General features: G+C 40.8%; 19 protein-coding genes. 13 read left to right on the top strand and 6 right to left on the bottom strand.

Annotated elements, in window-relative coordinates:
• The first annotated feature begins 109 nt into the window (after nucleotides 1–109).
• From PGW99_RS10315 to PGW99_RS10285, 7 genes are all read left to right on the top strand, one after another.
• Nucleotides 110–679 carry a LemA family protein gene (locus PGW99_RS10315; protein ID WP_443098222.1) on the top strand — a complete coding sequence of 190 codons (570 nt, stop codon included), beginning with the start codon at nucleotides 110–112 and terminating at the stop codon, nucleotides 677–679.
• A gap of 96 nt (nucleotides 680–775) precedes the next feature.
• Complete coding sequence (locus PGW99_RS10310) at nucleotides 776–1,750, top strand: TPM domain-containing protein (RefSeq protein ID WP_273777597.1); 975 nt, start codon at nucleotides 776–778, stop codon at nucleotides 1,748–1,750.
• The gene (locus PGW99_RS10305) at nucleotides 1,744–2,304 is read left to right on the top strand and encodes a TPM domain-containing protein (RefSeq protein ID WP_273777596.1); all 561 of its coding nucleotides are present in this window, start codon (nucleotides 1,744–1,746) and stop codon (nucleotides 2,302–2,304) included. Before PGW99_RS10310 ends, PGW99_RS10305 begins: the two co-directional genes overlap by 7 nt.
• Before the next feature lie 207 nt (nucleotides 2,305–2,511).
• The gene (locus tag PGW99_RS10300) at nucleotides 2,512–2,946 is read left to right on the top strand and encodes a pilin (RefSeq protein WP_273777595.1); all 435 of its coding nucleotides are present in this window, start codon (nucleotides 2,512–2,514) and stop codon (nucleotides 2,944–2,946) included.
• A 63-nt stretch (nucleotides 2,947–3,009) separates the two neighbouring features.
• Nucleotides 3,010–4,389, top strand: coding sequence for an O-antigen ligase family protein (locus PGW99_RS10295; RefSeq protein WP_273777594.1), 1,380 nt, complete (start codon nucleotides 3,010–3,012; stop codon nucleotides 4,387–4,389).
• A 43-nt stretch (nucleotides 4,390–4,432) separates the two neighbouring features.
• Nucleotides 4,433–5,167, top strand: a complete 735-nt coding sequence (gene tfpZ, locus PGW99_RS10290; protein ID WP_273777593.1) for a TfpX/TfpZ family type IV pilin accessory protein — start codon at nucleotides 4,433–4,435, stop codon at nucleotides 5,165–5,167.
• 133 nt (nucleotides 5,168–5,300) lie between these two features.
• Nucleotides 5,301–6,935: a PglL family O-oligosaccharyltransferase gene (locus PGW99_RS10285; protein WP_273777592.1), complete on the top strand. Its 1,635-nt coding sequence runs from the start codon at nucleotides 5,301–5,303 to the stop codon at nucleotides 6,933–6,935.
• 57 nt (nucleotides 6,936–6,992) lie between these two features.
• On the opposite strand, the gene bfr is transcribed toward PGW99_RS10285, so the two are convergent.
• From bfr to gmk, 6 genes are all read right to left on the bottom strand, one after another.
• A complete protein-coding gene (gene bfr / locus PGW99_RS10280) occupies nucleotides 6,993–7,457 on the bottom strand; it encodes a heteropolymeric bacterioferritin subunit Bfr (protein WP_273777591.1) in 465 nt (154 codons plus the stop codon).
• Between the two features lie 204 nt (nucleotides 7,458–7,661).
• Nucleotides 7,662–7,856 (bottom strand): bacterioferritin-associated ferredoxin, encoded by a 195-nt coding sequence (locus tag PGW99_RS10275; RefSeq protein WP_273777590.1) that lies wholly within the window; start codon nucleotides 7,854–7,856, stop codon nucleotides 7,662–7,664.
• A 158-nt stretch (nucleotides 7,857–8,014) separates the two neighbouring features.
• Entirely contained in the window at nucleotides 8,015–8,398 is a 384-nt protein-coding gene (locus PGW99_RS10270; protein WP_273777589.1) for a RidA family protein, read from the bottom strand.
• 75 nt (nucleotides 8,399–8,473) lie between these two features.
• On the bottom strand, nucleotides 8,474–10,576 hold the full coding sequence (locus tag PGW99_RS10265; RefSeq protein ID WP_273777588.1) for a RelA/SpoT family protein: 2,103 nt from the start codon (nucleotides 10,574–10,576) through the stop codon (nucleotides 8,474–8,476).
• A 209-nt stretch (nucleotides 10,577–10,785) separates the two neighbouring features.
• Complete coding sequence (rpoZ, locus tag PGW99_RS10260) at nucleotides 10,786–11,067, bottom strand: DNA-directed RNA polymerase subunit omega (RefSeq protein ID WP_273777587.1); 282 nt, start codon at nucleotides 11,065–11,067, stop codon at nucleotides 10,786–10,788.
• 75 nt (nucleotides 11,068–11,142) lie between these two features.
• Entirely contained in the window at nucleotides 11,143–11,763 is a 621-nt protein-coding gene (gene gmk, locus PGW99_RS10255; RefSeq protein WP_273777586.1) for a guanylate kinase, read from the bottom strand.
• Nucleotides 11,764–11,897: 134 nt separating this feature from the next.
• Here gmk and ispH point away from each other — a divergent pair, with 134 nt between their 5' ends.
• From ispH to PGW99_RS10225, 6 genes are all read left to right on the top strand, one after another.
• A complete protein-coding gene (ispH, locus tag PGW99_RS10250) occupies nucleotides 11,898–12,848 on the top strand; it encodes a 4-hydroxy-3-methylbut-2-enyl diphosphate reductase (protein WP_273777585.1) in 951 nt (316 codons plus the stop codon).
• Between the two features lie 164 nt (nucleotides 12,849–13,012).
• Entirely contained in the window at nucleotides 13,013–13,453 is a 441-nt protein-coding gene (locus tag PGW99_RS10245; RefSeq protein ID WP_273777584.1) for a pilus assembly FimT family protein, read from the top strand.
• Complete coding sequence (gene pilV / locus PGW99_RS10240; RefSeq protein WP_273777583.1) at nucleotides 13,450–13,965, top strand: type IV pilus modification protein PilV; 516 nt, start codon at nucleotides 13,450–13,452, stop codon at nucleotides 13,963–13,965. The genes PGW99_RS10245 and pilV overlap by 4 nt, the downstream gene beginning before the upstream one ends.
• 1 nt (nucleotide 13,966) lies before the next feature.
• Nucleotides 13,967–15,025: a PilW family protein gene (locus PGW99_RS10235; RefSeq protein ID WP_273777582.1), complete on the top strand. Its 1,059-nt coding sequence runs from the start codon at nucleotides 13,967–13,969 to the stop codon at nucleotides 15,023–15,025.
• Entirely contained in the window at nucleotides 15,025–15,801 is a 777-nt protein-coding gene (locus PGW99_RS10230) for a PilX N-terminal domain-containing pilus assembly protein (RefSeq protein WP_273777581.1), read from the top strand. Before PGW99_RS10235 ends, PGW99_RS10230 begins: the two co-directional genes overlap by 1 nt.
• A 19-nt stretch (nucleotides 15,802–15,820) precedes the next feature.
• Nucleotides 15,821–19,366, top strand: coding sequence for a hypothetical protein (locus PGW99_RS10225; protein WP_443098221.1), 3,546 nt, complete (start codon nucleotides 15,821–15,823; stop codon nucleotides 19,364–19,366).
• The last annotated feature ends 3 nt before the right edge of the window (nucleotides 19,367–19,369 follow it).

Raw genomic sequence — 19,369 nt, 5'->3', positions numbered from 1 at the left:
ATTAAGCAAAAGCAACACAGATCACGAAATTTGGCGTTAGAATGAATTTAAAGACTGAACAATGATAAAAATAGGGGAGATTGGCGTGAGAAAGACAGTACAAAAACTAGTGATCACTTCACTGCTTGTTAGCAGCTTAAGTTTATCTGGATGTGGCTATAACACGCTGCAAGTGAAAGATGAAGCTGTAACTGCTGCATGGTCTGAGGTTGAAAACCAGTATCAGCGTCGTGCTGATTTGGTGCCTAATTTAGTGAATGTGGTAAAAGGCTATGCCAAACATGAGGAAAAAGTACTGACTGAAGTCACTCAGGCACGAGCGAATGTGGCAGGCTTGAAAGTGGATAAAGCGGTGCTGGATGATCCTGCGGCTTTTCAACGTTATCAAGAGGCGCAAAGTCAGCTGGATGGTGCCTTATCCCGTTTGATTGCCATTTCGGAAAATTATCCAGATTTAAAAGCCAATGAACAGTTCCGTGACTTACAAGTACAGCTTGAAGGTACGGAAAACCGTATTGCTGTGGCACGCAACCGTTATATTGCTTCCGTACAGGATTTTAATAGCTATTCACGCCAATTCCCACAAGTCATGACGGCAAAAGTGATAGGCATGCAGCCCAAACCAAATTTTAAAGCTGAAGCTAGCGCTCAACAGGCACCCAAAGTGACTTTTGAATAAGTCAGGAGGCTACTCATGGCACAACAATTCCGGGGTAGGCGAAAAGCTCTTTTTGATCGGTCTTTGAGTTGCCAAGGTCTAATAATTGTCCTGCTGATGTTGATTAGTCCACTCAGCTGGAGTGAACCTACGCTCAATCAAGCGGTCAATGAGTCTGTGGTGGGGCAGCCGCTTAGGGCTACGACTACGGGTACATCTAGCGTTGCCCCATCTGACTCAGAATTACAAAACCCGGAACAGCAACCTGCCAATATTCGCCAGGATTTACCTGATCTAAATCAGCCGATTATTGACCAGGCACAGTTACTTTCAGTTCCAGAACAACAGGCTTTACAGGCTAAAATTCTAGGTCTATATCAGCAGGGCAAGGCACAAATCGGTATTGTCATTGTTCCGAGTACGGGACAAGAGGATATTTTTGATTTTGCGATGCACATTGCTGAAAAATGGCAGCTGGGATCTGCACAGCGTGACAATGGCTTACTGATGGTCATCGCGGTCAATGATCATCGTATCCAGATTTTGACCGGTTATGGATTGGAAGGAGTGTTACCGGATATCGTCGTGGGTAGAATTATTCGTAATCAGATGACTCCTTATTTTAAGAAAAATCAGTATGCCCAAGGGATTGAGTCTGGCGTAAATGAAATTGAACGAATTTTAAATCTGGATCCTCAAGTTGCCCAACAGGCAGCACAAGAACTTAAACAGCAGCAGGAGCAAGCCTTGCACCAACAACAGGCACAGCAGAAAACTTGGGGTGCTGCCTTATTCATTCTGATTGCTGGCGTGATTGGTTCCTATGTGGTAGGAAACCGATTAAGTGCAGCGACAGCGAGCGTAGCGGCGACGGTTGCAGGAATAGTCAACGGTATTGGATTATTTTCGAGTCTTTTATTGGGAGTGGGCATTTTTATTCTGCTCATTAGCTCAGTTGCTCAGCTCATATTTCAGTTGTTTTTAGCTGGAGTGGGGCGTGGTAGCGGGCGAGGCGGTGGATTTGGTGGCGGAGGTGGTTATCGCGGTGGCGGTGGTGGATTTGGCGGAGGAGGTGCTTCAGGCTCATGGTAACAACAACGGATACGACTCGCATTTTGACTCAGCCTAAAGTTGCTGAACCCGTCCAGCCGAGTTTAAAGCGCTGGCTCAAACACTTTTTTTATCTCCCGCTGAGCAAACGCTATTTTAGTTCACGGGACCAGCAAGAGATTGCCCAAGCCGTACACAAAGCAGAACAAGGCCATGTGGGTGAGATTCAGGTCGTGATAGAAGGACATATTCCTTGCCATCAAGCTTATTGGCAAAATACCCAGATGCGAGCACGTCAGTTATTTGCAGAGTTGGGCGTATGGGATACGGAATTCAATAGTGGTGTATTGCTGTATTTGAATTTGTGCGAACAAAAAGTTGAGATTGTAGTCGATCGTGGAATTTGTCATTCAACTGAGCAGCAGGTTTGGAATGAGATCTGCCAAGCGATGATTGCTCGGTTTCAACAGCATCAATATCGTGATGCAGTGATTTTAGGTGTTGAAGCGATTGGAAAAGAGCTAAATTTTTATTATGCAAACTCTGTCACTGATCAGGCAAATGAACTTGATAATGCTCCAATTATGATGAAATAAGCTGGGAGGAGATCACTGTATAAAAGTGACAAAAATTGTCAGTTGATTACACAAAATTAACAATTAGATTTTTTAACACTCGATTGAGATGAATAAACTGCTGTTTTTTTGGTAAATTTGCATATAATAAGTTCTGGCATACTTACTGCTAATTATAAATTGGCTTACAAAGCTTATAAATAAACAACACATTTGTGGAGAATGTTCATGAACGCACAAAAGGGTTTTACCTTAATTGAATTGATGATCGTTGTAGCGATCATCGGTATTTTGGCTGCAATCGCGATTCCTGCGTATTCAGATTATACGGCTCGTGCGAAGGTTACAGAAGCTGTTGGTGCATTGGCTGCTGCAAAAACAAGTGTATCTGAATTTTATACTTCTCAGGGTGTTATGCCCGCTAATGCTACTTCGGCAGGTATTAGTACATCTGCATTGGGTACTTATGTAACATCTGTTGCATATGCTAAAGTAAGCGATACAGAAGCTAATATTGCTGCTACATTACAAAATATTAATGCTGATGTTAATACCAAAACAGTTCAATTGAATGCTACAGGTTCAGCTGCAGGTGTGACATGGACTTGCTCTGGCGGTACTGCACCAGCGAAGTTTTTGCCAGCAAACTGTCGTGGTTCTTAATTTGATCGCGTGAAAAAGAGAGGTTAGTCCTCTCTTTTTTATTTTTATTAGAATTAAAATAATATGTTCTATTTTTTAATTATTATTTATTTAGTCTTAGGGATATTGGGATACCAAATTGGATGGGCCGTTTATCAATATGATGAATTGCGCCTGTTACAGTTTCCTATTGCTCTATTGGCACTAATAACAATTTTCTTCAGGAAAATTGTATTATCATGGGAAACTCAATTAACTTTTTATTTAATTGGATTGGTGATATTTTTTAATTGTCTTAGGTATGGGATTTTTCAATTACAAGAATTGTGCTCAGTGCTTATTTTGTTATTCATACTCGTTGCACTGATCACTGATCAATATTATAAAAAATATTTTTATCATGCTTCAGCAGTTTTAATTTTTTCTGCAACTCTTCCCTGTTTATTTATTTTTCCTTCTCTATTTTATTTCATTACAGAGCAAAAATGGTTAGATTGGCAATTTAATTCTGGTTCTATCAGAATTTATGATAGTGTAATTGTTCCCTTGTTTTTCTTGTTGATTCTATTAAAAAATAAAAATTATCCATATTCTAAATTTTTTTTCCCTGCTGTTGTTTTCTTATTTACTTTAGTATGGTTATTTGATGGGGCAAGATCAGCATTACTTAGTGTGATTTTAGGATTAATTGTGCTTTTCTTATTCTCAAAGGCAGAGCGTGGTCTAGTTTTTTCTACTTTTTTATACATGTTTTTAGCTTTCGCGTTATATAAAGGTATTTTTGTTTTGTTTACGGAATTTAATACCGTATCTCTTGTAAATACAGTTGAATTGACAGATAAAAAAATCGGTGAATCTCAAAACCCTATAGTAGCTAGAAATCTGGAAATTTTAAGAACAGGTTCTTCCTTACGGGCTGAAATGTGGCTGTTTATGTTTGAGCAATGGAAGCAGGATCCTTTTTGGGGAGTAGGGGGCGGATATTTAGCTAAAATAGGATACCCATATGGCCATCATATACATAATTTTTATTTAAGAATGATTTTTGAATGGGGGGTTATAGGTTTAATATTTTTGTTATGGGCATTCTATAAGGTTGTTTTATTGTTTAAAGATAAATCAGTAAATATCATTTTAAAAACAGGTTTGATTGCTTTATTGGTAGATGCAATTTTTTCAGGGAATATGGTATATCCACTTTCACAAATTTCATGTATTTTATTTATTTCATTCATTTTTTCTCAGAGATATTTAAATAAAGAAAAAATTATTTTTAATGCTGAGCTGTGGACTTCGAAATTATTTTTTATTGTATGGGGGAGTATATTTATATATATTACATTGATATACTTCTATCAAGATCTGACGTGTTGGGGGTGTATTAGTAGTGGAGGGAGAATGGCACCCAATTTTTGGGAATTTGGTGCGGCTGGGCATTTGACTTATTCTAATCAAGCTAATTAATTTTTCTTATTTAAACAAATTAAGATATAAGTTGTAATTTTTTATGAAAAAATCTATTAAATTTTTTCTTTCTCATTTAGTAATTTCTCTCCTTATTGCTCTGTTCGTTATAGTGTTAGTGTTTTTTGTCTGGTATCCAGTACCCCTAGTAAAAGCAGTGGGTGTGGCTCAAATCTTTGTTACGTTAATTGCGATTGATGTCATTATTGGACCTGTACTTGGCTTTGTTATCTATAAAGAAGGCAAAAAAACACTGAAGTTTGATTTAGCCATCATCATTTTTATTCAGCTTTCAGCACTGTGTTACGGCGTATATAGTATTGCTCAGGGGCGTCCTATTTGGCTCGTATATAATATTGATCGATTTGAATTGATACGTAATAATGAATTGATTCAAAAAAATATTCAGCAAGCTCAATCATCCTACCAGCAACCTTCATGGTTCAAACCGCAATTTGTTGCTGCTCAATTTTCTAAAGATGTTAAGCAATATAATAGTGATATGTATGCAGAAGTCTTTTCTGGAATCTCTATTGCGCAACGTCCTGAACGTTATGTGCCATTGACTCAAGTTGGGCAACAGATGCAACAACGTGCCCAGTCTTTAAAAGTGCTTGAGCAATTTAATGACAAAGCTGAAGTTAAAAAAGAGTTGGCTAAATATCCGCAAGCGGATGCTTGGGTGCCTTTAAAAGCCAATGCAGTAGATATGGTAGTTTTGCTCAAGAAAGATACGGCGGAAGTTATAAAAATTGTAGATCTAAGACCTTGGAAATAACGCATCCATACTGATTTATCATTTCAAAAATGCAAAAGTTCCATTCTATTGCTAATTGTTTTGGTGTTTTATAAAACTGGTTATTTCTGTAAGAGGCCATTAACATAGCTCAAAATTATTTTGCGCTTGCTCTATGAAATTTTTTCTTTCCCTCCTCGCTAGTGTCCTGATTGCACTGGCTTGGCTATTGCCTATTCATTATCGCCCTTGGGTTACCTATACAGGTGAAACATTGGCCTTTCTTTCGCTGTTTGCCCTTACAGCCATTTATCTAAAAGAAAAAATAAGTTTGCCGTTGATAAGCTTACCCTTGGCAGGTTTGGCTTTAGTTCCTCTGTTGCAATTAGGTGCGGGCGAACAGTTTTTTTTTAGTAAGGCCTTGATGTCCTGTGTTTTTATTTTGGGTTTCTGGCTTAGTATTGTGGTGGGCTATAACCTTTCTAAAGAAAAAATTGCCCGAGAGAAGGCATTTACGAGTTTAAGTTATGTCTTTCTGATCGCTGGAAGCTTAACGGGATTAATGGCGATATGCCAATGGTTGACGATCGATCAATACCTCACTGGATTGATGGTAAATCTCAGGGGGAATCGTCCCTTCGCCAATTTTGCTCAGCCCAATAACATGGCAACATTTTTGGTCATGTCCTTGCTTGCCTGCTTATATTTGTATGAAAAGCACAAGGCAAAAACATGGATTTTAGTTCCTTCAGCCCTGATCGTGCTATTGGCTGTGGCACTCAGTCAATCACGGACATCATGGGTTGCTTGCTTATTTATTCTGGGTTATTTGGCTTATCAGTATTATAAGGGCTATATTGCGACCAAGTGGTATTACCTGATTGGTTGGTTCGCTATATTTGTTGGTTTTATCTGGTTGCTGCCATCTGCGAGTCAATGGATCGCCCAACTGATGGATGCACCGGTACAAACGCGTGAAGTGGTACAGCGTGCAACAGGAGATATGTCCCGTTTAGCGATCTGGCAACAGATGGTCCATGCAATTGCTGATCGACCGTGGTTTGGCTATGGTTGGCACCAGACGAGTGTGGCTTATGTGTTGGTGAGTGAATATTTTTCAGGCCCGGTCTGGATCAGAAGTGCACATAATTTTATCTTGGATTTCCTGTTGTGGAATGGTTTTGTTGTGGGTTTGCCATTCTTGGCTTATTTTGCTTATTGGGGCTATCGACTGCATCGTCAGGTCAATTCGACCGAATCCGTAATTGGCATTGTTATGATCAGTGCTGTACTGATCCATGCGATGTTTGAATTCCCGCAGAATTATGCTTATTTCTTGTTGCCATTGGGTTTTATTATCGGGTTGGTGCAGTCACAAAATACTCAAACAAGAGAGATTGGTTTATCTCCAAATTACATGCGAGTGTTCTATGCACTATCTGTGATTTTGTTCTTGATGATTATGCGCGATTATTCTGTGGCTGTGGAACAGATTAACCAAGCGGCGCGATATGAGAAATACAAACAACCCATCAGCAATCATCAGCCGATTTATTTGCTGTCTGAACTCGACCGTCGTGCCAAGTGGATTCGTATGAGTCCTTATACTTCTGTTAATTCAGAGCAGTTGAAAGAAATTGATGAGATGGTACTGAATTATCCAACACAGTATGATTTGTTGAAATATGCAAAATTACTGGCATTTAACGGTCATGAGCAGGAAGCTAAGCATCAATTGTGGCGTTTAAAGCAGCTCCGGCATGTCGATGTAAGTTATGCATCAATCGTAGAAGAGCAGCCTAAAACTTAAATCTGAAACATAAAAAAGCCAGCATTTGCTGGCTTTTTTATGTGTGAGTCAATTGAATTAAATCTGGCTCTGGATATAGTTTTCAATACCAATGCTTTCTACCAGATCCTGTTGGGTTTCAAGCCAATCCCAATATTCTTCTTCCTTTTCCAGAATTTCCTGAATCAGGTCACGTGTTACATAATCCTGTTCGGTTTCTGCTAACGCAATGGTCTTTTGTAGGGCTTCGATATTTTCTTTGACTTTACGTACATCACATTTCAGCACCTCTTCAGTGTGCTGACCGATATACAATTTACCCAAATGCTGCAAGTTAGGTAAACCTTCTAGGAATAAGATGCGTTCAATCACTTTGTCCGCATGTTTCATCTGGTGAATAGATTCTTTGTATTCAGCCGAGCCTAGCTTCTCAATACCCCAGTCATTAAACATGCGTGAATGCAGGAAATACTGGTTAATAGCGGTAAGTTGATGATACAACACCTGATTAAGCTGATTAATAACGTCACGATTGCCTTGCATTGTACTCTCCCTCAACAATTGATGCCTTAATGGGATTAAGGCAATCTATTTCAATATCTTAAACAACAAAATTTACCGTGGCGAGTAATTTATAGAACAGCAAATGAAAATCGCCCTCAAAATCTAGCGAAAAATGCCAATAAAAAACCGCTTAGTCGATTAAGCGGTCAAAAAAAATCATCTGAGGGGTAAGTAGAATAAAAATCAGGCGGCGACAGAAATCTTGGCAGCAATTGCAGCAAGTTCTTCATTGATAATGCTGCGGGCTTCAGGTGCACAGCGGCCACAACAGGTTCCTAAATCAAGGCGGTCGCGAATTTCACGGTAGCTTTCAGCGCCGTTTGCAACAGCATCTTTAATATCTTGATCAGTAATGCCACGGCATAAACAAACGTACATCTGTCACCTCGAAAGGGTAAGTTGTAATGCGATAAGTGATATTATTGATAATTATTATCGTTTGTCAATGAAATTCATTTAAAATAGCAGTAGTCATGATTGAAGTTTTGAATAAAAAAATACCACCTTATCGGTGGTGTTTTTTCTTTGGTATTAACTTATTGATTAATAATCACAATACCATCCATCTCAACCAGTGCACCTTTAGGCAAGCTTGCCACACCAAGCGCTGCACGCGCTGGGTAAGGTTGGGCAAAGTATTCACCCATAATCTGGTTGACCAATTGAAAATGACTTAAATCGGTCAGGAAAATGTTTAATTTGGCGATATCTGCCAGTGAGCCACCGGCAGCTTCACAGACCGCTTTTAGATTGTCAAACACACGGCGAATCTGTGCCTCAATGCCATCAACCAATTCCATACTGTACGGATCAAGACCGATTTGGCCGGAAAGATACAACGTATTGCCCACGAGGATCGCTTGTGAATAGGTACCAATCGCAGCAGGGGCATTTTCAGTATGAATTACTTGGCGGGACATCGATTTCTCCTTATATCATCATGTCACATCATAATCGATGCTGCGGACCGACAAAAGCAGCATCGATATAATTGATCAACTTACCCGAGCCATCTCGGTTTTGCCTTTGTTGAGGCGTTCGATTCGTGGAAAACCATAGTGCATGCGCAGGTCACGGATAATTTTCGCAATTTGTTTACGGTTATTCACCACGATATTGACATAGGTTTTCTCACCTTCGGAGCGTACCATTTCTACACCAGTTTTCGCTTTACGGCATTGGTAGATCAGGTCAGAAATTTGCTCGTCATTCATCCCGAGATCGATACATAGATAAGCGGTAAAGCTGACTTCATCAGCTTCTTCGTTATTCCATTGCAGTGGCATGATATTTTCAGGATGTAGGTGCTGTTCGTGCAAGAGGTTATTGCAACGCGCACGGTGTACGATTAAACCACGGCGTGAGAGATTACCTTGAATTGGGTCACCAAAGACTGGATTACAGCAGTGGGCATATTTAACATCAATCCCTTCAGTACCTTGAATCAAACGGTTGGAAGAAGCCTGTGTTTCTTCACCCTGGCTCTTCACGAAGAGATGATTGGCAACCAGTTGCGGTAACAAGTCCCCTACAGCAATTTGTTCAAACAGCGTATCTTTGGATTCAATATGTCGCCATTGCAGCAGGTCAATCCAATCTTCATTGGATAAGTCGTTGATGCAGCGATTAAAGAGTTTCAATGCGCGGTTGAGTGCTTGCTGACCGACCAAACGTTGATCTTCAATATCCTGGTCACGCAGAATATTCTGAATTGCACGACGGGCTTTTTGGGTATTAATAAAGCTGAGCCAATCCGGATTCGGGGTAGCGAGTACATCGGTAATAATCTCTACGACCTGACCACTATACAAAGGTGTAGACAGTGGGCGCATTTCACCATTGATCTTGGCACCGACCGCATGGTTACCTAGAAATAAACTCGCTGCGTAGGCAAAGTCAACGACCGTCGCCCCTTGAGGAAGTTCATGCAAATGACCATGGGGGGTATAAACCCAGATTTTTTCCTGATGCAGATAGTCGAGCAGGTCATTGAAAGTCGTCTTTGCACAGTCATCATCAATCAGCATATTCAAATTCTGCATGGAGGCTTGAATAGCTGAACGGCAGGCTTGCGGTGCATTGTCGCCGAGGACGACACCAAAACGTGCAGCCTTACGCATCAATTCAGTTTGAATGGTCAGTGATAGGGTAGTCTCTTCACCTTTTAATTTGATCAGCAGGAACTGGTTGCCTCCCGGGAGCGGACGTCGAATATGATCCTCAAAATGCAGCACCTGGAAACTTTCTCGCAAGGCTTCGACTAAACGGTCACAATCGGCGATGCTTTGCAGGATAATTTCAAAGGCATGGCTATGGGTCAACTCTTGTAAATCCATTTCATTTTTGACGAAATGGCGCAACAGCTCGATATTATTGTTCTTCTTTTTGATACGACCTGAGAGCTGATAAGTATGTAGTAAGTCAGTCAGGTTGGTTTCCCAAATCGTCTGGTACTGGCAACGTTTAGGTTTGGTTTGCAACAAGGCTTCTTGCACATTGTTGAACATATCCAGATCAAGATTTTGATAGCAGAGATGTTCCAAGTTGTCGGCCATTTCATTCATGCCAACCAGACGTGCCATCGGTACAAAAATATCAAAGGTCTCTTGGGCGATGCGTGCACGTTTATCCGGGCGTAGGGCATCGAGCGTGGTCATATTATGATAGCGATCCGCCATTTTAATAATAATGACACGTGGGTCTTGTAAGGTCGCTTGCAGAATTTTTCGGAAAGATGCGGCTTTATTATATTCTTTGTCACTGGAGTGACTGAGTTTGGTGACACCATCGACTAGTTCTGCGACGACACGACCGAATTTTTCAGTGAGGTCTTCCTTGCTAAAGTCGGTGTCTTCGATGACATCATGTAGCAAAGCAGCCATGAGGGTTTCAGGGTCAAGTCGCATATGTGCCAAAATGCAGCTTACTGCAATGGGATGCAGAATATAGGGTTCACCACTTTTTCGAGTAACACCCTCATGTGCGAGATCGGCATAATCACAGGCAGCAAGCACACGCTCGACATCGCTTGCTTTTAGATAAGCTTCGATGATGATGTGAAGTTGCTGCTTGGCTTGGCTGACCTCTTCGCCTGGCATAGAACACCCTTTTTGCATAAATAAAAATAAACAGTGATGAACCTCTTAATGAAATGCATCTTGCTGAACTTGTCAATTTTTTCAGGGAAAAAAATGAATTTTTTTTCTAAAGCAGCACCGGATCTGTAAGGTTTGCACTCATATAGAGCATAAAAGCCGTGTATAAAAAAGCCTAGTGAATTCACTAGGCTTTTTTATAGATAGGTGGTTTATTGGAAAGAGAAACCATCTAGATTCAAATTGTTTGCAGAAAGTGCTAGATCAAGACTAGAGGTTTGGTAGTCCTGCTCACGTTGTTTCAAAATGTCTTTAGAAACATGACCTGATGCGATTTCACGAAGTGCAACAACGGTTGGTTTATCGTTGTCCCATTCTACAGTCGGTTCAATACCTTGACGTGCCAATTGACGCGCGCGTTTGCTTGCCACTAGTACAAGCTCAAAGCGGTTGTCTACATGGTCTAAACAATCTTCAACGGTGACGCGTGCCATAAGAATTCTCGTTTGAATAGTAAATTTAAACAGACTGTGCAGTATAAAATGCTTTCAGTGCAGACTCAAGTTGAATCATGATTCAGGCGTGATCAGTTTTTCTATCAACTGTTGATGGCGGTGAACCTGTTGATTGAGAACCAGGCGGTTGGCTGTAATCACAGACTCTAGATCATGTAATGCCTTGTTGAAGTCATCATTGATAATTAAATAGTCAAAATTGATATATTGCTGCATATCCTCTACCGCACAGCTCAGACGGTGTTCAATCACCTCTACTGCATCCGTGCCACGGTTGGATAGACGTTGACGTAAATCAAACTGGCTTGGAGGTAAAATAAAAATCTGTTTGGAATTTGGAAAAATTTTACGGACTTGTTCAGCACCTTGCCAGTCAATTTCAAGCAACACATCATGGCCTTTATGCAGCTGTTCTTCAACGGTCGCTTGAGCGGTCCCATAATAGTTGCCAAACACTTCGGCATATTCAATAAAGCCGCCTTGTTCAACTTTGCCAAGAAACTCTTCTTTGCTGGTGAAGTGATAATGAACACCGTTTAGTTCGCCAGGACGCTGGCTGCGAGTAGTATGCGAAACAGAAACGTGCAAATTATTAACACGTTCAAGTAGGGCTTTCACCAGAGATGTTTTGCCTGTTCCCGAAGCAGCAGAAACGACAAACAAGAGACCCGACATGATATTTTTCCTGATATGATAAAATATCTTTTCTATTTTAGAGTAGCAGGCGCTTAAACTAAATAGTTAAATGCCAGAGAGCGCTGCTTTGTTCAAAATAGTCGATTGTATTGACATCAACGATTGAGGATTTTATGGAAATTGTGTTGGCCAATCCACGTGGTTTTTGTGCAGGTGTAGACCGTGCCATAGCGATCGTCAATCGTGCATTAGAGTGTTTTCAGCCGCCGATTTATGTGCGTCATGAAGTAGTGCATAACAAGTTTGTAGTGGATGATTTACGCCAGCGTGGCGCCATTTTTGTCGATGAGCTGGATGAAGTGCCTGATGGCAATATCGTGATTTTTAGTGCGCATGGCGTGTCTAAAGCGGTTCAGCAAGAAGCTGAACGCCGTAGTCTGAAAGTCTTTGATGCAACCTGCCCATTGGTCACAAAAGTGCATATTGAAGTCACAAAATATGCACGTGAAGGAACTGAAGCGATTCTGATTGGTCATCAAGGCCATCCGGAAGTTGAAGGCACAATGGGACAATATGATAAATCTAAGGGTGGAGAGATTTATCTGGTTGAGGATGAAGAGGATGTTGCTACCTTGGTAGTGAGAGATCCAGAACATGTGGCCTTCGTTACCCAAACCACCTTGTCGATTGATGATACAGCGAAAGTCATCGAAGCATTGCGTCAAAAATTTCCTCATATTCAGGGGCCTCGTAAAGATGATATTTGCTATGCCACTCAGAATCGTCAGGATGCTGTGCGAGATTTAGCTGCGCAATGTGATGTTGTTTTGGTGGTAGGTTCGCCAAACTCTTCTAACTCTAACCGTTTACGGGAGTTGGCTGAACGTATGGGGAAACAAGCCTATTTGGTGGATAACGCAAATGAGCTACAGGCCGAATGGTTTACAGAAAATTGTAAAATTGGGGTAACTGCCGGTGCATCTGCCCCAGAAATTCTGATCAAGCAGGTTATTCAGCGTTTACAGGACTGGGGAGCTGAAGTTCCGAAAGAGCTGGCAGGACGTGAAGAAAATATCACCTTTAGTCTGCCGAAAGAGTTACGTATTCCGGTAACTCAAGCGTAAAATGTGATTTAATTAACATACTGATTTTTATTAAATTAAACGGATAGTTGTGATGTGTGCAATTATCCGTTTTTTTATACCCTTTATCTGCTTTGTATTTGCTTTGTAAATCGAACGTATATCATTTTAAATGAGAAATCGTTTTTTATGGAAGAGAGGTTGTCATGCAAATTCAGCGTGGTTTTACCCTGATTGAACTCATGGTCACCATTGCAGTGTTAGCAATTATTGCGACGCTCGCTGCCCCTTCTTTTAACAATATACTTTTAAAACAGAATCTAAATAAAAGTACTCATGAATTGACGCTCGTGTTGACACAAGCGCGTGCAAAAGCGGCATTAGATCGCAGAGAAATTACAGTGCAATTAAATACTACTGCAACGGCCGATACCAATACACAATTGAACTGGATGCCACAAGGTAAGGCTATTTTGAAATCCGGTTCTCCCACCAGTCTTGTATTTTTACCGAATGGCCTTGTAAAAAATGCCACAACAGATACGAACTTTATAATTTGTGAACAGTCAGCAGGAAGCCTGTCTAAAACTGTCGGTATTTCGAGAATGGGGACAATTCAACAGATCGTTGAAGGAACATGCACATGAAAACAATATCTAGTCAGAAAGGGGTTGGTTTGATTGAGATCCTAGTGGCCTTATTGGTGCTAGCTATCGGAATCTTGGGGTTTATTGCGCTGCAATATCGATCTGTAGAGGCGACCTCGGAAGCCATTAACCGTGTGCAAGCGATTAATGTTGCCCGTGATATGGCAGAGCGAATTCGAGCCAATCGCGATGGACTGAACACTTATAAAACAGAGACTTCCACAGCAGCGAATCAGTCCGCTTCAGCAAAAAATTGTATGACTGTAACCTGTAGTGCAGCCGAATTGGCAGACTTTGATGTATCTCAGGTGACAAGTAAAGCTGCAACTTTAGGGATGACAGTTAATATGCTTAATTGCCCTGGTGAAAACAATACCGTAATAAAAAATCGTAACTGTCTCTATGTTGCATGGGGAGATACTAGTGCAACTGAGGGTACAACCGAGGGTGATTGTGCCAATGACATGATTTACAGCAGTGTGTCAACCTGTGTAATTATGGAGACCTATTAAAATGAAAAAAACACAAGTAGGTTTCACTTTAATTGAATTAATGATCTCTCTAACGCTAGGGTTGATTGTAACAGCTGCAGCAATTTTACTTTTCTTGACGGGTCAAAGAAGTGTCGCGATGCAAAAGGGTGTTGCAGAGTTGCAAGACAACGCCAATTTTGGTCTGAACTACATTACTAAAGATATTCGTCTGACTAATTTGAATGTTAAAGATGCCGTAATTAATGACAGTACTTTGTATGGTGGTGTTGTGTTGACGTCAAAGGATTCTACCGATGTTGTTAGTGCGACCAAAACTGCAGCAGATGGCACAACAACAACGATTCAATATCCGAATTTGCCTGTTGGGATTACGATTGCTGATACGCTCCTGTCACAAAGTGGTAGTCGGGTTGCAACGGGTTCGGCTAATAGCTGGACAGGTACTTCTAATGTGAACAATACAAGTGGTACCGCGCTGGTTAGCGATCAGTTGGTGATTCAATATTTGCCGCAATATATTTTGGATAACAAAAACACACCAACCAATCAAAGTGATGACCAAATTGTTGGAGGGTTTGATTGTGAAGGAAATGAATTACGTTTTAATAAATCTGATGGGTTGCAGATGGTTGTGCAGCGTTATTTCCTCAGATCTGATACTAATAAAGCCAATAATGAAAGTGCGCCTTTGGCTTTAGCTTGTGATGCAGGTTTTTATCCGGTAGATAGTCCAAATGCGATCTCTAGATATGGTGATGCTGGTGAGATTATCATGAAAAGGGTAGATCATTTTAGAGTATTACTTGGCGTGCAATATGCTAATGGGAATCTTCGTTATCTTTCTATAGCAGACTATATGGCTTTAACTGCACCACGTCCACGTATTCTGTCTCTGCAATTAGGAGCATTGGTTCGCTCAACTCAATCTGTTGGAACAGACTCTGCTGTCAAAGCTGATCAGTCCTTTCAAGTACTAGATCAAACAGTCAAAGTTAAAGCTTCAACAGACCCTAAATATATTCGACAAGTCGTGTCACAAACTATCGCATTACGAAATGCATTAGGGGAGCGCGAATAATGATAAGAAATCAACAAGGTGCAACTCTAATAGTCGTGCTTATTTTATTATTGATAATAACTGTAATCGGAACACTTGCAGTAAAAAATAGTCTAACCGCACTAAATATCGCGACCAATAGTCAAGCCCAACAATTGTTGGTGCAAAACTCGGATGCAGCGATTTTTAATGTGGAGAATCCTGCGCTTTTAACCCGAAACCTGGCTTCTGATGGCTTATTTGGCTACATCAAAGAGGTTAATAACCGCGGTAAGGAACTGGTATTCTGCTATAAGGGTACACAAAGCGAATTTTTTAACTTATCTCAAGCAAGTGTGATGATGTGGGAGTCGGGCACAAAACCATTGAATAGCAGTTTGAGTTTAGATGGTTACTGTAAGATAAATACCTCTAATAACTTTTTTACCAGTGGTCGCAAAGCTGTGATGACTCAGGTTGCCGTAAAAGTAAGAACAGATAATACAAGTTTGTCGGTCGGTATTGAGAATCCATTCGAACATATGCAACGTGGCACAGATGTAGAGTCAGCCAAAATTGACAATACTGAAAAAATCTTAGTAACAGCAACTTCAATTTTTCCTTTGTTGAGTACAGCCTCTGACGCAGCAATTGACACCTGTTTCTCAACACATATGAACCAAGTTGTGATTCCGAGTAGCGTTACGCCAGATGCAAATATGGATAAAAGCGTTTCTGAATGTTTGCAGAGCTTAGGTGTCCCTGTAAATACGCAGGTCACTGAATACAATCTGACACAAGCATTTGATCGAACTTAATTTTGAGAGATTAATGAAAATGAATAAAACATCTCAAATCGCAGCATTTAAACTCTCGGTGCTATCCACACTTATGCTGTGTGTGACCGCAAATAACTATGCAAGTGATATTGAAATTTATAAAGCTCCGACTGCGGCTGATGGTAAAGCTCGGATCATGTTGAATTTAGATAACTCATCGTTAATGGCAGGTGCACCCGGCGGTTTCAGTGGCGGTGCAACCTCGATTACCGAGGATTATGGGACAGGAATTACGTGTCCAAATGGCAATACAAAATATTATACCCAACAAATTACCCGTACCTACAATGGTAAACAATATGTTGATGATGAATATTACTGTACAGCACTAAAGACTGACGTTGATGCTGCAAAAGCAGCAAATAATAGTGGTAGTTTAAAATGGAGTGAAATTGAAAACTCCTGTGAGTTGACATTAACTGGTACGACTTACACTTATCATTGTTTTGATCGATTCACTTTAGCACGTCGTAGTTTATATAGCGTGGTAAATGATCCAGCTTTAGGAGATAAAGTCTCGATTGGTATTTCGATGTTCCCATTCTTTGGATCGCTTCAACGTCCGATACCTTTAGGTTGGTATAAAGTAGATCCGAATGATAGTAGTCGACTCATAAATTGTCCATCAGACAATACAACAGGCTGTTTGTATGGTCGCGATATCTTGAATGAAAAAATTCATCAAATTACCGCACCTGTTACAGATATCGATGCTTCTAAACTAGTTCCTGTGGCCAAGGCATATGGGATTGCAGCAAAAACATTACTGACGAATGAGAATGGCGGAGATTTGACCGCCGATCAGTGTTCGGGGTATGGGATTTTCTCAATGACAGCAGGCCTTCCTCTGCATGAGGAGATGGAGGTTGCTCGAACGAATCTGAATAGTGTCCTGCAATCTAATTTTCAGTTAACCACCGATCAATGTCCAACAACAGGGACGTTAGATGATGGTCGGGCTTGGCGCTGTATCGGTAAAGCTGCAGACTATTTAGCCGCAAGTAAAGCCAAAATCGCGATGCCGGTCAAATCTGTGGTCGTAAGTTTTGGCTCAAGCTTTGCCTTTTCTAAACATCTGTCAGACTATGATCCTAAACTGACTACTGCACAAATGATCACACAAGTCACTAATGAAATTTTGGCGAGTGCAACTGATAGTGAGAAAGCTTTATTCAATAATAAACGAGATGCTGCAATTGCTGGTGTGAGAGGTGGTGGGGGATATTATTCTGTAAAAGATACGAATGCACTTACGGATACGATCAAAAAATTTATTGCAGATGTTTCTAAAGCTGATATCCCATATTTGACTACTGGTGCACCAACCATTCCGCAAGACCCATTAAACTCTGCTTTAGTACAGAACAACGCCTATTATTCTCAGTTTAAACCCACACCAACGACTGATCCCAATGTTGGTAATAGTCTTTGGGCCGGGAATATGAAAAAGTATCATGTTGATAATTTAGGGCGCTTGCTTGGTAAAAATAATAGTGCTGTTTTAGATGACTTGGGCCGATTAGAAATTGGTACACATGATTTTTGGGCTCCTCCTGTCAGTACAAATGAAACGATTAAGATTGCCGATGAAAGTACTTGGGGGAGTGAGCTTTATGCACGTATGGGGGGGATGAAATCTCAATTGCCTTTAACATCAATTGTTGGTACTGCAAGAGTAGTTGACCGTAAATTGCTGACGAATCGTATTGTAGCAAGTGATGGTACTGTGAGTGAGGGTACTGGGTTAACAACAATCGATTTGAATTACCCAGCGAATGATCCAAAACGTTCGCAGCTTATGCAATTACTTGAAGTTCGCCAGATCGGTGCAGTGATGCATTCATCACCGTTACTGCTTTCAAATGAAGGGAAAATGTCCTACAACGCTACAACCCAAAAGATCGAGTCAAGCAACCGTGAAGACTATGTTCTTTTTGGTAGTACACAAGGCCTTTTACATGTCGTGAAAGCACCGGACTATGCTGAAACCCTAACGGATGGTGTTGTTACTAACAATGGTGGGGGTAAAGAAGTTTTTGCTTTTGTTCCCCATGAAATGATTGAGAAACAAAATCAGGCATTTTTAAACTCAGAGCAAACCACTGGTGGTACAGCGAATTTATTTTACGGTATTGATGCGCCGTGGACAGCTTACACAGAATATGTGCCGAAATCTGATGGCACACTAACAGTTGGTACAGGAAAATCTATTACAGTTGATGGTAGTACGACTAGTTTACAAGGTAAACAACTTGTTTATGGTGGACTGCGTATGGGAGGACGTAGTTATTACGCACTTGATTTACAAGATATGACTAGCCCTAAATTAAAATTCCATATTAATCCAGATGCTGCAACCACGGGTCCATTAAGTCATATGGGACAAAGTTGGTCTAAACCTAAAATTACTTGGGTTAACTGGGGGGGGCAACGTAAATTAGTCATGTTTGTGGGTGGTGGTTATGACTCTGGATATGAAAGTGATACCTATAACCAGACTAATGGCAAGGGAGCAGGTGTTTACATGTTTGATGCCCTGAGTGGTGAATTACTCTGGTGGGCAAGTAACAATGCAACTGCTACTACTCAAGCGACAACGACGAGTGGGGTGATAGCATTAAAAGATCCTAACCTCAAATATAGTGTCGTGAGTGACATTAAAACTGTTGATCGTAATAATGATGGGTTGGTTGATCATCTTTATTTTGGTGATCTCAGTGGTCAGGTTTTCCGTATTGATTTAAACAATAATGCGGCAACAATTGGCAATTTTGCTACACGGTCAACACGTATTCTGAATATGCACCATGCAACAGATGGTTCTAAGAGTCCTCGTTTTTATGCGGCACCTTCATTCTCGATTTATAAGGATGCCGATAGTGGTAACTTATTTGCAGCGATTTCGATTGGCAGTGGTAATTTAAGTCATCCTTTGGCTGAATATACATCAGGTAGAGACTATGATGCTTTGTATACAGTTTATGATAAGGATGTAACACGACCAGATTTATACACTTTGACCAGCTTGTATACTCAAGATACTGCTGTAGGAAACACCAATACGTTACTAGCATTAAATGAGATTACGACAGCGAATCGCTTTCAGCAAACAGCAACGCAATTAGCAGCTCCAGTTGCGCCATATGCTAGTTCTGCAGGATGGTATTTTAAATTTACAGGTGGGAACGGAAAAATCCAGCAAGAAAAAGCTTTCTATTCTCCAACTGTTATTGACTATGATCTATACATCAGTACCTATGACTCAAGCCGTTGGGGATTGACCGGTAAGTGTGGTGGGGGTGTACAAGGAGTCAGTAAAGTTCGTTTATTCTGTATGCCATTTGGTCAATGTTCAACAGCGCGTCCATTCACAAATGAGACAACAGCGAGTGATGACCATGGTCCTGGTATCCAAAATCATGCGATTGCAAGTAATGGTGATGGCACAACCCGTTTAATTGGTGGAGCTATTCTTGGTGGTAACTTGAATGATCAATATGCCACTAAAGTGAAACTTATCCCACAACGCTGGTATGAACGATAATAG

The sequence above is a fragment of the Acinetobacter sp. GSS19 genome (assembly GCF_028621895.1).
Taxonomy (GTDB): domain Bacteria; phylum Pseudomonadota; class Gammaproteobacteria; order Pseudomonadales; family Moraxellaceae; genus Acinetobacter.
This window is presented reverse-complemented; position numbering and strand designations above follow the sequence as displayed.

Excerpts from the sequence above, each read along its gene's own strand:
- PGW99_RS10310 (WP_273777597.1), top strand. The coding sequence starts at position 776 with ATGTTGATTAGTCCACTCAGCTGGAGTGAACCTACGCTCAATCAAGCG.
- PGW99_RS10305 (WP_273777596.1), top strand. The coding sequence starts at position 1,744 with ATGGTAACAACAACGGATACGACTCGCATTTTGACTCAGCCTAAAGTT.
- PGW99_RS10300 (WP_273777595.1), top strand. The coding sequence starts at position 2,512 with ATGAACGCACAAAAGGGTTTTACCTTAATTGAATTGATGATCGTTGTA.
- PGW99_RS10295 (WP_273777594.1), top strand. The coding sequence starts at position 3,010 with ATGTTCTATTTTTTAATTATTATTTATTTAGTCTTAGGGATATTGGGA.
- tfpZ (WP_273777593.1), top strand. The coding sequence starts at position 4,433 with ATGAAAAAATCTATTAAATTTTTTCTTTCTCATTTAGTAATTTCTCTC.
- PGW99_RS10285 (WP_273777592.1), top strand. The coding sequence starts at position 5,301 with ATGAAATTTTTTCTTTCCCTCCTCGCTAGTGTCCTGATTGCACTGGCT.
- bfr (WP_273777591.1), bottom strand. The coding sequence starts at position 7,457 with ATGCAAGGCAATCGTGACGTTATTAATCAGCTTAATCAGGTGTTGTAT.
- PGW99_RS10275 (WP_273777590.1), bottom strand. The coding sequence starts at position 7,856 with ATGTACGTTTGTTTATGCCGTGGCATTACTGATCAAGATATTAAAGAT.
- PGW99_RS10270 (WP_273777589.1), bottom strand. The coding sequence starts at position 8,398 with ATGTCCCGCCAAGTAATTCATACTGAAAATGCCCCTGCTGCGATTGGT.
- PGW99_RS10265 (WP_273777588.1), bottom strand. The coding sequence starts at position 10,576 with ATGCCAGGCGAAGAGGTCAGCCAAGCCAAGCAGCAACTTCACATCATC.
- rpoZ (WP_273777587.1), bottom strand. The coding sequence starts at position 11,067 with ATGGCACGCGTCACCGTTGAAGATTGTTTAGACCATGTAGACAACCGC.
- gmk (WP_273777586.1), bottom strand. The coding sequence starts at position 11,763 with ATGTCGGGTCTCTTGTTTGTCGTTTCTGCTGCTTCGGGAACAGGCAAA.
- ispH (WP_273777585.1), top strand. The coding sequence starts at position 11,898 with ATGGAAATTGTGTTGGCCAATCCACGTGGTTTTTGTGCAGGTGTAGAC.
- PGW99_RS10245 (WP_273777584.1), top strand. The coding sequence starts at position 13,013 with ATGCAAATTCAGCGTGGTTTTACCCTGATTGAACTCATGGTCACCATT.
- pilV (WP_273777583.1), top strand. The coding sequence starts at position 13,450 with ATGAAAACAATATCTAGTCAGAAAGGGGTTGGTTTGATTGAGATCCTA.
- PGW99_RS10235 (WP_273777582.1), top strand. The coding sequence starts at position 13,967 with ATGAAAAAAACACAAGTAGGTTTCACTTTAATTGAATTAATGATCTCT.
- PGW99_RS10230 (WP_273777581.1), top strand. The coding sequence starts at position 15,025 with ATGATAAGAAATCAACAAGGTGCAACTCTAATAGTCGTGCTTATTTTA.
- PGW99_RS10225 (WP_443098221.1), top strand. The coding sequence starts at position 15,821 with ATGAATAAAACATCTCAAATCGCAGCATTTAAACTCTCGGTGCTATCC.